Below are 14,219 nucleotides of genomic sequence, written 5' to 3' on the forward strand. Positions count from 1 at the left end.
TTGGATGTTTGCCAAGCAACACACCGTAGCACTGGCCGCCGCCGCCCTGTTCCTCGGCGCGTCCGCGGCCCACGCCGGCACCAGCTGGGTCGCCACCAAGACCCAAGGCCTGCAGCCCGCCCATGCGCTAGCCGCCAATATCCGCGACGCGGGCGAACTAACTGCGGGTCAAACTCTACGCGTGGCCATCAGCCTGAAGCTGCGCAATAAAGCTGAACTCGACGCCTTGACCAACGCCATCCAGCGCGGCGCCACCAAGCGCCGCCTGAGCAAGGCGGAGTTCATGAGCCGCCACGCGCCCACCCAGGTCCAGGTGGACACCGTGGTCAAACACCTGCAGTCCAGCGGCTTCCGCAATATCAAAGTCGCCGCAAACCATCTGCTGATCACCGCCGATGGCAGCGCCGCCACTGCGAAAACCGCATTCAACACCACCTTGCACACATATAGCTACAAGGGCCAGCAACGCTACGCCAACACCACCGCCGCCATGGTGCCCAGCCACCTCGGCGACACGGTGCTGGCCGTGGCAGGTCTGCAGAACCTGCACCAGTTCCACACCACCCTGGTCCGCCGCGCCGCCAGCAAGGCTTACCACCGCCTGGACCAGATGGCGCACAACCCGACCGACTTCTCCACCATCTATAACGCCGACAGCCTGCCGCCAGCCAGCAACACCACGGTGGGCATCATCTCGGAAGGCGACCTGAGCCAAACCCTGAGCGACCTGCAGGCCTTCACCAGCGGCGCCGGCTTCAACCCCGTCAGCACCAAGGTGATCAACGCCGGCGCCGCGTCGTCCGACACCGACGGCACAGTGGAATGGAACCTCGACAGCCAGGACATCGTGGCCGCAGCCGGCGGCGCAGTGCAGCAACTGAACTTCTACGTCGCCACCTCTATGAGCAACGCCGACATCACCGCAGCGCTGAACGCCGCAGTGAGCGACAACGCCGCCAAGGTAGTCAATGTCTCGCTGGGCGAATGCGAAAACGATGCGCAGACCGATGGCATGGTGGCTTCCGATGACCAGATTTTCCAAAGCGCGGTAGCCCAGGGACAAATCTTCTCCGTTTCCACCGGAGATTCCGGCTCGCAAGAATGCCAAAGCGGCCCCGGCCAGAGCTATCCAGCAGTCTCGCCCTTTGTGATCGCGGTTGGCGGCACCACCTTGGATACCAGCGGCACGACCGGCTATCAATCGGAAAGCACCTGGAACGGCGGCGGCGGCGGCCCCAGCACCACGGAAAGCGCCCCTGCATGGCAAACCGGCGTGCTGACCATCAATCCGGGCCAACGCGGCGTGCCGGACATCTCCTTCGATGCCGACCCTGCGACCGGCGCCAACGTATTGGTCAACGGCAGCATTCAGCCCGTTGGCGGCACCAGCCTGGCCGCGCCTCTGTTCAGCGGCTTCTGGGCGCGCATCGAGTCGGCCGGCGGCAACAACCTTGGCTATCCTGCGCCGTCGATTTACAAGGCTTTTCCTTCCAATGCCTCGCTGTATAACGACGTCAACGACGGCAGCAGCAACGGCGACTACAGCGCCGGACCGGGCTGGGATTACGCCACCGGCTGGGGCAGCTTGAACGTGGGCAATCTGTACAGCTTCATCAAGCAGAACGGTTTCTGATCACCAGCCTCTGCCAGCAGTCAAACAGCCCCGGAATCCCGGGGCTGTTTTGCTCTCGGCAGCCAACTCCGCCTCATGCTCGCCGGCCTTGCCGGCAGCCCTGCAGACTTGACGCAAGCAGATGCCCGATCATCTCGCGCCCACTCCAGGCGGAACGGTATATAAAGACCGCGGCCGGCCAGCTCAAATGCGTTCTATGCGCAAGGCCAAGGGAAGTTTCGGCCGTTGGGACACATGGAAGACCGGCCGCGGCGGCGGCGCGCCATCCGGCAGGGCAAGCCGATAACGCCGCAACAACTGAGCGGCCAGAAGCGTCATCTCCGTCATGGCCAAATGCTGTCCCAGACAAACGCGCGGTCCGCCGCCAAAGGGTAGATAAGCGCCCTGCGGCGCCTTGTCCGCCTGCGGATCAAAACGCTCCGGCCGATAGGCGAGCGGCTCAGGAAACCAGCGAGCGTCTTTCTGCATCAATTGCATAGGCACCATGAACACTGTTCTGACCGGGAATGTCCATCCGCCGAGCGAGACCGGCTGGATTGCCCGTCTGCTCATCAAGAGCGGCACGGCGGGATAAAGGCGCATCGACTCTTGCAAGGTCTGGCTCACATAACGCAGCGCTGTCATGTCTACCATGCCGTCCTCCTCGCCCGGCCAGGCCGCCGCAGCTTCGGTTCTAGCTTTTTCCTGCGCCGCCGGATAAGACGCCATGCACCATGCCCACCAGACCAGAGAAGCCGCTACCGTTTCATGTCCCGCCAGGAAAGCCGTTTTGCACTCATCCCGGATCGCTTGCAAGGGCCAATCCTGCGGCTGTTGCCTATGCAGGCACAGCAAGCGGCTCAGCAAATCCTCCGGCCAATCGTCTGGCGATTGCGCCAGCCTGGCCTGCAAGTGCCGCTCGATCAAAGCATTCAGCAGCAGGCGGGCGCGGCGGCGCTCCCACTGCCACGGCATCCAGTCCGGCAGGCTCGCCGGGCGCCACAGCTCATCCGTTGAGGCCACCATCAGCGTATGCACCGCCTTCTCCGCCTGCGCGGCATCCTCTCCCATGCCGCTAGAGAACATCATGCGGATGATGACCTCCATCGTCAGCGATGTCAGCGCGCTCTCGATAGGCCAAGAAGCCTCGTCTCGGGGCCAGTGGTCGAATGCCTGCCGGCCCGCCTCGAGAATGGATGGCGAAAACGCCTGCACGGATTTGCGCGTGAAGTCCGGTTGCAAGGTCTGGCGCTTGCCTCTCCAAGCCTGCCCTTCGGCGATCAATACACTGTGGCCGTGCACTCGCCGATATACCGCAAGCGCGCGCTCCCAGCGCTGCAAGGAGTCGGCTTGGTTTACCAGCAGCTCGCGCGCCAGTTGCGGATCGGACACGATGACCTGATGCTCAGGCCAAGTGCGCACATGCACAAGATCGCCGAATTCGCGCTGCCAGGCCTCCAGCGTGCCCATCAGATCGCTAGACATCTGGCTCAGCAAGCCCCAGCCGGTCAACCCGGCATCAGGCCCGGGCGGCCAACTGCCGACAGGATGATTGACGGAGGCCGGCTTGTCCGAGCCTGCATGAACAGGGCAGGATTGCAGTGGTTTTTTCATGCCAAAATGATAACACTCAATCAATTTGCATGTTAAATGCCGCATGAACAGACCCGCCAGCGCGCAATCATCCCGCCTCTTTTTTTCAGATGCGAGACTCAGCCGAGATCTGCCGACAAAGCATGTCACAGACGCGGCTCCAAACCCTGCAAAAGACCATCAGCCGACGCTCAGCCCTCGCCACCCTTCTCGCAGCCCATGCAGCCAAATGCCCTGGAACCTTGCTTGCCCGGGTTCAGCGCTGGACGCCGAGCGCTTTTGCGAAGAATGCCACCACCGCCGCATTCAGTTCCCGATGAAAAGCCGCCCGATTGAAACCTTGCGCATCCTGGCAGATCTCCGGCTCCTCCTTCGCTACCGCCTCCGCGCACGGCGCGAGAAAAGCGAAATGTCCGGCATTCTGCACCAAGCGGTAATTTTTTAACGTGCTCAGCTGCTTTTGCAGCCTGACGCCAGCCTCTGGATCCACGCCGTCGCCGCCGGCCGCTGACAGCCACAACAGCAAAGGAATCCGGATGCCGCTCAAACTGGCCGCATCGGGGAAGGCGTTCAAAGGATCGACCGCCGCAGCCGCCCGGACTCTGTCGTCATGCGCCCACGAGCGGGCTGTCGGCAACTCCACTTTGAACTGGCGGCACAGCGGACGCGCTTCCGGGCAACTCAGCCCGGACGCTGCGAAATTCGGCACTGCGCCGGCCGTCACCAAGGTGGTAAAACCGCCGCGGGAAAAACCGAACATGCCTATCCGCGAGGCATCGACGCGCGACGCCTCCGGCACCTCGCCCAACATATAGTCTATGACTCTGCGGATTTCGATCGGCCGCCGCTCCAGCGCCCGCATCTCCCACGGGTACTGCATGCTCATGCCGCTGTCGCCGGTGTGATTCAGCGACACGACCAAGAAGCCGCTGTCCGCCAGCGCTTCGGCCGTATCGTGATGGCCGTACAAGGTGCCGCCGAGGCCATGCGAGATCACGATCAGCGGAAGCCGTTTGTCGCCCACCACCGGACAATCCCGGCTCGCCGTCACCATGAAGGCCTTGATTTGCTTGGTTTCAGCGGGCCGCGAGCACGGCGACCACAGCGCCGCATGCAAAACAGGCACATCGCCTGCGGCCGGGACATCGAAGAGTTTCAGCCCCGCGGCCATAGACCCGGCCGAAATCAAAGCAAGCCATCCGGCCAGACACCATTTCAACAGCGGCATCGTATCCTCCATCTTCGCCTGAAAATTCCATCGCGATATTCAATTCGCATGGCAACAAGATGCATAGGCAAAAAAAACGGAGGCGTCTGGCCTCCGTTCCGTTTGCGAACTGACAGCTGAATCAACCCACCCAGCGCCGCGCGCTGGCGAACATGCGATACCAGCCGCCGTTTTCGTTCCACTCCTCGGGATGCCAGCTGTTCTGAACGGTGCGGAACACGCGCTCCGGGTGCGGCATCATGATGGTGAAACGGCCGTCCTGCGTGGTCACGCCAGTAATGCCTGCCGGAGAGCCATTCGGATTCAGCGGGTAGGTTTCGGTGGCGCGTCCGTCAAAGTCGATGTAGCGCAATGCCGCCAACGCCTGATCCTGCGCGCCCGGCGCGAACACCGCGCGGCCTTCGCCGTGGCTCACCACCACCGGCAAACGGCTGCCGGCCATGTCGGACAGGAAGATGGACGGCGAAGCCGCCACTTCCACCATGCTGAAGCGCGCTTCGAACTGCTCCGATGCGTTGCGGCGGAACTTGGGCCAGTGCTCCGCTCCCGGAATGATGGACGACAGATTGGACATCATCTGGCAGCCATTGCACACGCCCAGCGCGAAGGTGTCGCCGCGGCCGAAGAAGGCCTCGAACTGCTCCCGCGCGCGCGGGTTGAACAGAATGCTCTTGGCCCAGCCCTCGCCGGCGCCCAACACGTCGCCGTAGCTGAAGCCGCCGCAGGCCGCCAGGCCCTTGAAGTCGGCCAGCGAGACGCGGCCGGCGATGATATCGCTCATATGCACATCCACCGCTTCGAAGCCGGCGCGGTCGAAAGCCGCTGCCATTTCCAGCTGCCCGTTGACGCCCTGCTCGCGCAGGATGGCCATGCGAGGACGCTTGCCGGTGGAGATGTACGGCGCCGCCGGATCGCCATTCACGTCGAAGGACAACTGGGCGAACAGTCCGCGCGACTTGGCGTGGCTGCGCAGCAGCTGCTCGCTGTCGGCGCAGGCCGGGTTGTCGCGCAGGCGCTGCATGCGCGCGCTGGTTTCGGACCAGGCGCAGAACAACTCGTTGCGGCTTTCGCTGAACAGGTCCTTGCCCTTGTGGCGGATCACCAGGCGGTCATAGCTATTCGTGCGGCCGATGACGAACAGCTCGCGGCCGATGCCGGCCTGCATGAAGCGGGCGATCACCTCAGAGGTGTCTGACTTTTTCACCTGCAGCACCGCGCCCAGCTCTTCATTGAATAGCACGCGCATGATGCGGCCGTGAGTGGCGGCGTCCTGCGCCGGCGGCACGAAATCTTCGATCATGCGCTGGGTGTTCTGACGCTCGATCACCAGCTCCTGCAGATCAATGCTGACGCCGCAGTGGCCAGCGAACATCATTTCCGCCAACGCGGAGAACAGGCCGCCGTCGGAACGGTCATGGTAAGCCAGCAGCATGTCGTCGCGCAGCAACGATTGCACGGTATTGAAGAACGCGCCCAGTTGCAGCGGGTTCTCGACGTCCGGCGCGCGGCCGCGCATATCCTGCCACACCTGGCCCAAGATGGAACCGCCCAGACGGCAGCGGCCATAGCCGAGGTCGATCAGAATCAGATCGCTGTCCTTGACGTCCTTCAGGTCCGGCGTCACGGTCTTTCGCACATCCTCCACCGGGGAGAAGGCGGAAATCACCAGCGACAGCGGCGCAGTGACGGCCTTCTGCTCGCCGCCCTCCTGCCATACGGTTTTCATGGACAAGGAGTCCTTGCCCACCGGGATGCTGACGCCCAGGCTTTGGCTCAGCTCGGACACGGCCTCCACCGTGCGGTACAGATTGGCGTCCTCGCCCGGGTGGCCGGCCGGCGCCATCCAGTTGGCCGACAGCTTGACATTGCCGAGATGGCCGACGAAGGCGGCGGCCAGATTGGTCAACGATTCGCCTATGGCCATGCGTCCGGAAGCCGGACCATTGAACAACGCGGCCGGCGTGCGCTCGCCCATGGCCATCGCCTCGCCGCGATAGGTGTTGAAGCCCATGGTGGTGACGGCCACGTCCGCTACCGGCACTTGCCAACGGCCCACCATCTGGTCCCGCGCCGTCATGCCGCCCACAGTGCGGTCGCCGATGGTGATCAGGAAGGACTTGTCCGCCACGGTGGGGTGGCGCAGCACGCGGTAGGCGGTTTCGCGCAGCGGGTAATTGGAGGCGTCCAGCACCTGGAACTCACGCGACTCGCTCTTCACATCGCGCACCATGCGCGGCGGCTTGCCCAGCAGCACGTCCAGCGGCATGTCCACCGGATGGTTGTCGAAGTGATCGTCGCGCACCTGCAGATGGCCGTCATCGGTGGCGACGCCCAGCACGGCGAATGGGCAGCGCTCGCGTTCGCAGATAGCGGTGAAGCGATCCAAATCCTCCGGCAGCACGGCCATCACGTAGCGCTCCTGCGCCTCGTTGGACCAGATCTGCATCGGCGTCATGCCCTTCTCTTCCAGATGCACCTTGCGCAGATGGAAGACGGCGCCTCGGCCGGCATCGTTGACCAGTTCCGGGAAGGCGTTGGACAGGCCGCCGGCGCCGACGTCATGGATGGAGACGATGGGGTTGGCCTCGCCCTGCTGCCAGCAGCGGTCTATCACTTCCTGGCAGCGGCGTTCGATTTCCGGATTGCCGCGCTGCACCGAGTCGAAATCCAGGTTTTCGCTGTTGGCGCCCGTGTCCATGGACGAAGCGGCGCCGCCGCCCAGGCCGATCAGCAGGCCGGGGCCGCCCAGTTGGATCAGCAGCGCGCCTTCCGGAATCTCGTTCTTGTGGATTTGCTGCTGCTGGATATTGCCCAGACCGCCGGCCAGCATGATGGGCTTATGGTAGCCACGCATCTCGCCGTCGAACTCCTGTTCAAAGGCGCGGAAATAGCCTGCCAGGTTTGGACGGCCGAACTCGTTGTTGAACGCCGCGCCGCCTATCGGGCCTTCCAGCATGATTTGCAGCGCGGAAGCGATGCGCCCCGGCTTGCCGTATTCAGGCTGGCCGTCGCGGTATTGCTCCCACGGCTGTTTGAAGCCCGGGATGTTCAGGTTGGACACCGTGAAGCCGGTGAGGCCGGCCTTCGGGCGCGAACCGCGGCCGGTGGCGCCTTCGTCGCGGATTTCGCCGCCGTTGCCGGTGGAGGCGCCGGGGAAAGGCGAGATCGCCGTCGGGTGGTTGTGCGTCTCCACCTTCATCAGAATGTCGGTGGGCTCGCTGTTGTAAGCGTACTGGTTGCCGCCCGGTTGCGGGTAGAAGCGCTCGATGAAGGCGCCCTCGATCACCGAGGCATTGTCCTTGTACGCCACCAGCGTGCCTTGCGGATGCGCGTCATGGGTGTCGCGTATCATGCGGAACAGCGACTTGCCCTGCTCCACGCCGTCGATGATGAACTGGGCGTTGAAAATCTTGTGGCGGCAATGTTCGGAGTTGGCCTGGGCGAACATCATCAGCTCGACGTCGCTCGGATTGCGCGCCATCTTGATGAAGCTCTCGACCAGATATTCCACCTCGTCGTCCGACAAGGCCAGGCCCAGCTGGACGTTGGCCTGCTCCAGCGCCGCGCGTCCGCCTTGCAGCACATCCACCGTGGCCATGGGTTGCGGATCGATGTGGACGAACAGTTTTTCCACCTCGTCCAGCGAGGACAGGACGGTTTCCGTCATCCTATCGTGCAAGAGGCCCGCCAGAATGTGGCGGGCCTCTTTACTTAAAGATTTATCGGCGGACTGGATTCGGAAGGCGGTGCCGCGCTCGATCCGTCGGATATTCGGCAATCCGCAGTGCCGGGCGATGTCCGTCGCCTTGGACGCCCATGGCGACAAGGTGCCGAGGCGCGGCGTCACCAGGAACAGCTCGCCTTGCGGCTCTTCGCTCAGCGGCGCTTCGCCGTAACTGAGCAACTGCCCCAGCACGCTCACCTCTTCCAGCGTCAGTTCGCTGTCGCTTTCCGCGAAATGCCAATACTCGGCGGTCAGGACGACATCCTTAAAACCGGCATCGGCCGCTGCCACCTGCAGTTTGTCAAGACGAAACGGCGACAGAGCAATGCCACCGCGCAGCTTGGTAATGTAAGACATTAGACACCCGCGACAAGTACCAGGAAAGGGCGTCATAATACAGCAAAACTGCGCCGCATTTAAGGCGGTCCCAGACTTTCCAGGCCCGCATCGGCAATTTTTTTCATTTACCCCAACATCATCCGCTTTTATCAGGAGCATTGCGCAATGAAAAAGGTAGAAGCCGTCATCAAGCCGTTCAAGCTGGACGAGGTGCGCGAGGCCTTGTCCGAGATCGGCATCAACGGGCTCACCGTATCCGAGGTCAAGGGCTTCGGCCGACAAAAAGGCCACACCGAACTGTATCGCGGCGCCGAATACGTGGTGGACTTCCTGCCCAAGGTGAAGATCGAGGTGATCCTGCCGGACGATCTGGTGGACCGCGCCATCGACACCATAGTGGCCGCCGCGCGCACCGGCAAGATAGGGGACGGCAAGATTTTCGTCATCCCGGTGGAGCAAGTGGTCCGCATCCGCACCGGCGAAACCAACGAGCAAGCCATCTGAACCCGGCCCGCTGTTAAAAACGAAAAAGCCCCCGGCACACCGGGGGCTTTTCTTTTAGCTCCGCCCTAAACAGGCGAAGGCTCGCATTTAGTCGCGATTGCCGCCGAAGGCCAGCAGCAGCTGCAGCAAGCTGGTGAACAGGTTGTAGATGCTGATGTAGATGGACAGCGCGGCGGAGATGTAGCTGCTCTCGCCGCCATCCACCACGGTCTTGACCTGCCACAGGATCATCAGCGAACTGATCAATGCGAAAGCCGCGGAGATCATCAGCTGGAAGGCCGGCATTTGCAAGAACAGGTTGGCCACCACCGCCACCATCAGCACAATGACGCCGACAGCCAGGAAATTGCCCAAGCCGGACAAATCGCGCTTAGTCGTGCTGGCGATGCCCGCCATGACGAAGAACACCACTGAAGTCGCCGCGCCTGCGGTCATGATCAACTGGCCGCCATTGGAGAACTTCAGAGCGAACTGAAGCAAAGGGCCGAGCAGCACGCCCATCAAAAAGGTGAAGCCCAGCATCAGGAACACGCCCATTGAGCTGTAGCGGTTTTTCTCGATGGCGAAGACCAGGCCATAAAACACGGCCATGATCAGCAGCATGCCCATGATGGGGCTGCCGGCCAGGAAGGCGAAGCTCATGTGGGTGCCCACGATGGCGCCCATTACGGTGGGAATCATGGACAACCCCAGCAAGCCGTAAGTATTGCGCAGCACTTTGTTGCGCGCATCGGCCATGGGGGTCGATTGATAGGCCGTCTGGAAGTCCGGGTGCATGTGAAACTCTCCTGAGTTGAGTTGTTCTGGAATATTTATATTGTACGTAAGAGACCATGCCGAAGGGGAAAAGTTCAAGCCTCTGGATCAGACTTGTCATGGCTGAATGATTGCGCTATGATTCGCCCTCTTCCGGGAATGCAGGTGCGGCCAAGTCCGCGCGATTGCAAGACCTTCCACATGCGAGAGTGGCGGAATTGGTAGACGCACTGGATTTAGGTTCCAGCGCCGCAAGGCGTGAGAGTTCGAGTCTCTCCTTTCGCACCATGCTAGCTTTTCAGAGCTAGCCACAAAACCCATAAATACCCCCGAAAGCACCGAAAATAAAGGCGTTACTTGCCTTTTTTCGCTCTACCGCCTCACACCCAATGCCCGTCGCTTTTCGGCATCGCCCTCCCCATACGCGTCCCAACAAGGGAACTACGCAGTAACAAGCAGCGTAAATGGCGTATTTGAGCAGAATTTATTCCAGCCAGACCAAGGCTCATTCCTCAGCATCAGCCCCGGCACCCCCAGCCCACTGGCAATTGATGCAGAAATCATAACTCGGCAAGCCCCCACTCTCATCTTCAAAATATCAACAACACTTCGGGGGACTTGCCGAAAAGCGGCTCAACTGCCAAAATCTGCTCGTTGTCATTGGGGAGTAGCCATCTCCGGCGCAGTTTGCCGGGGAGGTCGCGTCAACAAACTTGAAGCCCAGCTTCATGGCGTGATCAGCATCCGAACTATTCGGAGCCGCCCGGCGAGACCTTTGGCCGCGATGCGTTTGCCTGCCGGGCAAGCCGTATCGTTGCGCCATTGGTGATCTGCTTGCCCGGCCCGGTTTGCGTCATGCTCCCAACCCTCTTCCTATTCTTCTTCTCCGCCATAGCCATCTACCTGGCCTGTGAATTCTTCGTCAACGGCATTGAATGGTGCGGTCGCCACCTGAAGCTGGGCGCAACCGCCGTCGGCACGGTGCTGGCCGCCTTTGGGACAGCCCTACCGGAAAGCGCCGTAACCTTGACCGCAGTGGCTTTTGGCAGCACGCCTGAACTGCGCGAGATCGGCGTCGGGGCTGCCATGGGCGGCCCCCTGGTACTGGCGACCCTAGCCTATGCCATCGTGGGGCTGGCGCTATGGCGCAATCGCATCCGCTTGCAACGCAATGACCACTTGGTGGTGGTTGATCATCGACGATTAAGCCAGGACCAACTGGCCTTTCTGGCGATATTCGCTTTCAAGGTGGCGCTTGGCCTCGTCGCATTCGCCATTAAGCCGTGGCTGGGCGTGCTATTCCTGGCGGCATATGCGGCCTACGTCTGGCGCGAGATCAGGACGGCCGACACCGCCCCGGAAGAGGAGGCGTTGGAAGCGCTCAAGTTCCGACCGCATAACGCCACCTTGGGCTGGGCAGCCTTTCAGGCACTGGCCGCATTGACCGTGATTGCCATTGCCTCTCACACCTTTGTTGGCCAACTGGAAGCCATTGGCGGCGCGCTCGGCCTGTCTCCCCACTTGGTCGCATTACTGCTGAGTCCAGTCGCCACGGAACTGCCGGAAATCATGAACGCCCTGATCTGGGTGCGCCAAGGGAAGGAACGTTTGGCGCTGGCGAACATTTCCGGGGCGATGATGATCCAGGCGACCATTCCCAGCGCCCTGGGTATTTTCTTCACGCCATGGCGCTTTGATGGCCCCTTGCTGGCCGCTGGCCTGATCACCGCCTTGGCCATCATCCTGCTATGGAACTTGTTCCGTCGCGGTCTAGTAGATGGCCGAGCACTGGTCCCGGTAGCGCTGCTGTACGGGGCATTCGCCGCGTACCTGACAATCGCTATCCGTCTGTAGCGCAGAAACGCAAAGGCTTGGCGGCCTCGAAACGCCAGGCCCATTAGGCCACAAGGCCGCGATAGGATCCGGCCCACATTTTGAATACGCGCATTCTCAAGACACCGAGGGGGCGCGCAGCGCTTTTTCGACGAAGAGCGCCATAGGCGCATCCTGCCGGAACCAAGAGCCTGCTCGGCCATGCCTCAGCATAATGCAGTTAGCCGCAGGCAATGAACTGGCAATCAACCGGACACAGGGCCATGCCCTGTCGTCTCGCCCGCTTCTCCTTGCTGATTTCCTGCCTGCTCGGCAAGCACTTACCGCCAGCAGTGCCACCAGCAGCGCACCCTGAATCACGTAGGCGGTATTGAAACCGCTAAGGCCTATGAGGATCGGCAAACCGAGCGTTTTAGCACCCACGGCGGAGGCAATCGCTGCGGTGCCTATATGCATGACGACTGAGGTCCGAATGCCAGCCAGAATGACCGGCGCAGCCAACGGCAATTCCATTTTTCTCAGCGCTTCTCCAGGCGTCATGCCCATGCCCCGCGCAATCTCGCACAGGCGATCCGGCACGGCATCCAACCCATTCAGCGTGGCATGCGCCACCGGCAAAATGCCGCATAAGGCCAAAGAGGCGTGCCCTGCGCGAGTGGACATCTGCGTATAATCCCCTGCGGTGCCCTCGTTTTTGTCCGGGGGTTCGTTTTTTCATGGCATTCCGCCGGGACGCAAGCGTCCGTCGGCTTACTGCTATTCACCCCTTAAGCATTGCAGCACGGCTATTCCCTAATGATCATTCTGAAAAACGTGGCCTTGCGTCGCGGCACTAAAGTCTTGCTGGACGGCGCAAGCGTCAGCATCAACCCTGGAGAAAAGGTAGGCCTGGTCGGGCGTAACGGCGCGGGCAAGTCCTCGCTGTTTGCGGTGCTGAATGGCAGCCTGCATGAAGACGGTGGAGACTTCTCCATTCCCAGCCAGTGGCGCATGGCGCAGGTGGCGCAGGACATGCCGGAAACGTCCCAGACCGCGACCGAGTTTGTGGTTGAGGGCGATACCACCTTGCTGGCGGCGCGGCGCGAAGTGGCCGAAGCGGAGGCCGGTGAGGACTACATGCGGATGGCGCATGCTTATACCGCCCTGAACGATGCCGGCGAGCATGATGCTCCGGCGCGGGCGCAGGCGTTGATCCTGGGCCTGGGCTTCAGCGTGGCCGAACTGCAGCAGCCGGTGAACAGCTTCTCCGGCGGCTGGCGCATGCGCTTGCAGCTGGCGCGCGCGCTGATGTGTCCGTCGGACCTGCTGCTGCTGGACGAGCCGACCAACCACCTCGATCTGGACGCGCTGGTCTGGCTGGAGGCCTGGCTCAAGCAGTACGCCGGCACCATGGTGGTGATCAGCCATGACCGCGAATTCCTGGACGCGGTGACCAATGTCACGCTGCATATCGACCACGGCAAGCTGGTGCGTTACGGCGGCAACTACAGCAAGTTCGAGGACATGCGCGCCGAGCAGATGATTCTGCAGCAGGCCGCGCTGGCCAAGCAGCAGGAGAAGATGGCGCACCTGCAGAAGTTCATCGACCGCTTCAAGGCCAAGGCCAGCAAGGCCAAGCAGGCGCAAAGCCGCGTCAAGGCACTGGAGAGGATGGAGAAGATCGCGCCGGTGCTGGCCGATGCAGAGTTCCAGTTCGAGTTCAAGGAACCCGGCAGTCTGCCGAATCCTATGCTGACCATGTCGCAGGCCTCGTTTGGCTACCCGGCGCCAGACGAGGCGCCTGCAGGCACGCCGCCCACCGTGATCGTCAAAGGCGTGAACCGCTCGGTGCTGGCCGGCCAGCGCATCGGCATCCTCGGCGCCAACGGCCAAGGCAAGTCCACGCTGGTCAAAACGGTGGCCGAAGCGCTGGCGGCCACCAGCGGCGAGATCATCCGCGGCAAAGGCCTGAATATCGGCTACTTCTCGCAGCAGGAACTGGACGTATTGCGGCCGGAAGACGATCCGCTGCAGCACATGCTGCGATTGGCGCGCGAAACGCCGGCCCAGTTGCGCCCGCCGGCCAATGACTGCCGCGAGCAGGGATTGCGCAATTTTCTGGGCACCTTCAATTTCAGCGGCGACATGGTCAAGCAGGCGGTAGGCAGCATGAGCGGCGGCGAAAAAGCGCGGCTGGTGCTGTGCATGATCGTCTGGCTGCGCCCCAATCTGTTGCTGCTGGACGAACCGACCAACCACCTGGACCTGGCCACGCGCGAGGCGCTGAGCGTGGCGCTGAACGAGTTTGAAGGCTCTGTGATGCTGGTCAGCCACGATCGGGCCCTGCTGCGCGCGGTATGCGATGAGTTCTGGATGGTGTCGCGCGGCGGCGTCAGTGACTTTGATGGCGATCTGGACGACTACCAGGTTTATCTGCTGGAAGAGGCCAAACGCCGGCGCGAAGCGGCCGCAGGGAAGCGTTAAACGGCGGCAGGCCCCGGCGAGCCGGAAGAGGCGCCATGAAAATGAAAAAGGCAGCACTGGCGCGATATCGCGCTAGGGGCTGTTGACGTTTCACATAGGCAACCATAGGTATGCGCACGCCATGGCGACCACGCTCTCATAGTTGCACTTCAATTTGTCGTATCGGA

At 62.0% G+C, this 14,219-nt stretch carries 9 protein-coding genes, 1 tRNA gene and 1 riboswitch; of the genes, 5 read left to right on the top strand and 5 right to left on the bottom strand.

Translation table 11 applies throughout. The features are described from left to right. Window positions 1-4: 4 nt before the first annotated feature. Complete coding sequence (locus tag C2I19_RS16015; RefSeq protein ID WP_103903668.1) at window positions 5-1,633, top strand: S53 family peptidase; 1,629 nt, start codon at window positions 5-7, stop codon at window positions 1,631-1,633. Window positions 1,634-1,816: 183 nt separating this feature from the next. On the opposite strand, the gene C2I19_RS16020 is transcribed toward C2I19_RS16015, so the two are convergent. From C2I19_RS16020 to purL, 3 genes are all read right to left on the bottom strand, one after another. Then, window positions 1,817-3,226 (bottom strand): cytochrome P450, encoded by a 1,410-nt coding sequence (locus tag C2I19_RS16020; protein ID WP_103903669.1) that lies wholly within the window; start codon window positions 3,224-3,226, stop codon window positions 1,817-1,819. 235 nt (window positions 3,227-3,461) lie between these two features. Next, window positions 3,462-4,433 carry an alpha/beta hydrolase family protein gene (locus C2I19_RS16025; protein WP_103903676.1) on the bottom strand — a complete coding sequence of 324 codons (972 nt, stop codon included), beginning with the start codon at window positions 4,431-4,433 and terminating at the stop codon, window positions 3,462-3,464. Window positions 4,434-4,554: 121 nt separating this feature from the next. Continuing rightward, window positions 4,555-8,514, bottom strand: coding sequence for a phosphoribosylformylglycinamidine synthase (gene purL / locus C2I19_RS16030; RefSeq protein ID WP_103903670.1), 3,960 nt, complete (start codon window positions 8,512-8,514; stop codon window positions 4,555-4,557). A gap of 147 nt (window positions 8,515-8,661) precedes the next feature. Here purL and C2I19_RS16035 point away from each other — a divergent pair, with 147 nt between their 5' ends. Continuing rightward, window positions 8,662-9,000: a P-II family nitrogen regulator gene (locus C2I19_RS16035; RefSeq protein WP_101708527.1), complete on the top strand. Its 339-nt coding sequence runs from the start codon at window positions 8,662-8,664 to the stop codon at window positions 8,998-9,000. An 87-nt stretch (window positions 9,001-9,087) separates the two neighbouring features. Here C2I19_RS16035 and C2I19_RS16040 read toward each other — a convergent pair whose 3' ends face one another. Beyond that, on the bottom strand, window positions 9,088-9,777 hold the full coding sequence (locus C2I19_RS16040; RefSeq protein WP_103903671.1) for a Bax inhibitor-1/YccA family protein: 690 nt from the start codon (window positions 9,775-9,777) through the stop codon (window positions 9,088-9,090). Window positions 9,778-9,959: 182 nt separating this feature from the next. Here C2I19_RS16040 and C2I19_RS16045 point away from each other — a divergent pair. Next, window positions 9,960-10,044: transfer RNA gene (locus tag C2I19_RS16045), tRNA-Leu, on the top strand. 362 nt (window positions 10,045-10,406) lie between these two features. Beyond that, a riboswitch (yybP-ykoY riboswitch) is annotated at window positions 10,407-10,587 on the top strand. A 24-nt stretch (window positions 10,588-10,611) separates the two neighbouring features. After that, on the top strand, window positions 10,612-11,610 hold the full coding sequence (locus tag C2I19_RS16050) for a sodium:calcium antiporter (RefSeq protein ID WP_103903672.1): 999 nt from the start codon (window positions 10,612-10,614) through the stop codon (window positions 11,608-11,610). 96 nt (window positions 11,611-11,706) lie between these two features. Here C2I19_RS16050 and C2I19_RS22805 read toward each other — a convergent pair whose 3' ends face one another. Next, complete coding sequence (locus C2I19_RS22805) at window positions 11,707-12,252, bottom strand: ABC transporter permease (RefSeq protein ID WP_103903673.1); 546 nt, start codon at window positions 12,250-12,252, stop codon at window positions 11,707-11,709. 132 nt (window positions 12,253-12,384) lie between these two features. Between C2I19_RS22805 and C2I19_RS16060 the strand changes: the two genes are divergently transcribed. Next, window positions 12,385-14,052 (top strand): ABC-F family ATP-binding cassette domain-containing protein, encoded by a 1,668-nt coding sequence (locus C2I19_RS16060; protein ID WP_103903674.1) that lies wholly within the window; start codon window positions 12,385-12,387, stop codon window positions 14,050-14,052. Window positions 14,053-14,219 lie beyond the last annotated feature (167 nt).

This window comes from Chromobacterium alticapitis, from assembly GCF_002924365.1.
Classification (GTDB): domain Bacteria; phylum Pseudomonadota; class Gammaproteobacteria; order Burkholderiales; family Chromobacteriaceae; genus Chromobacterium; species Chromobacterium alticapitis.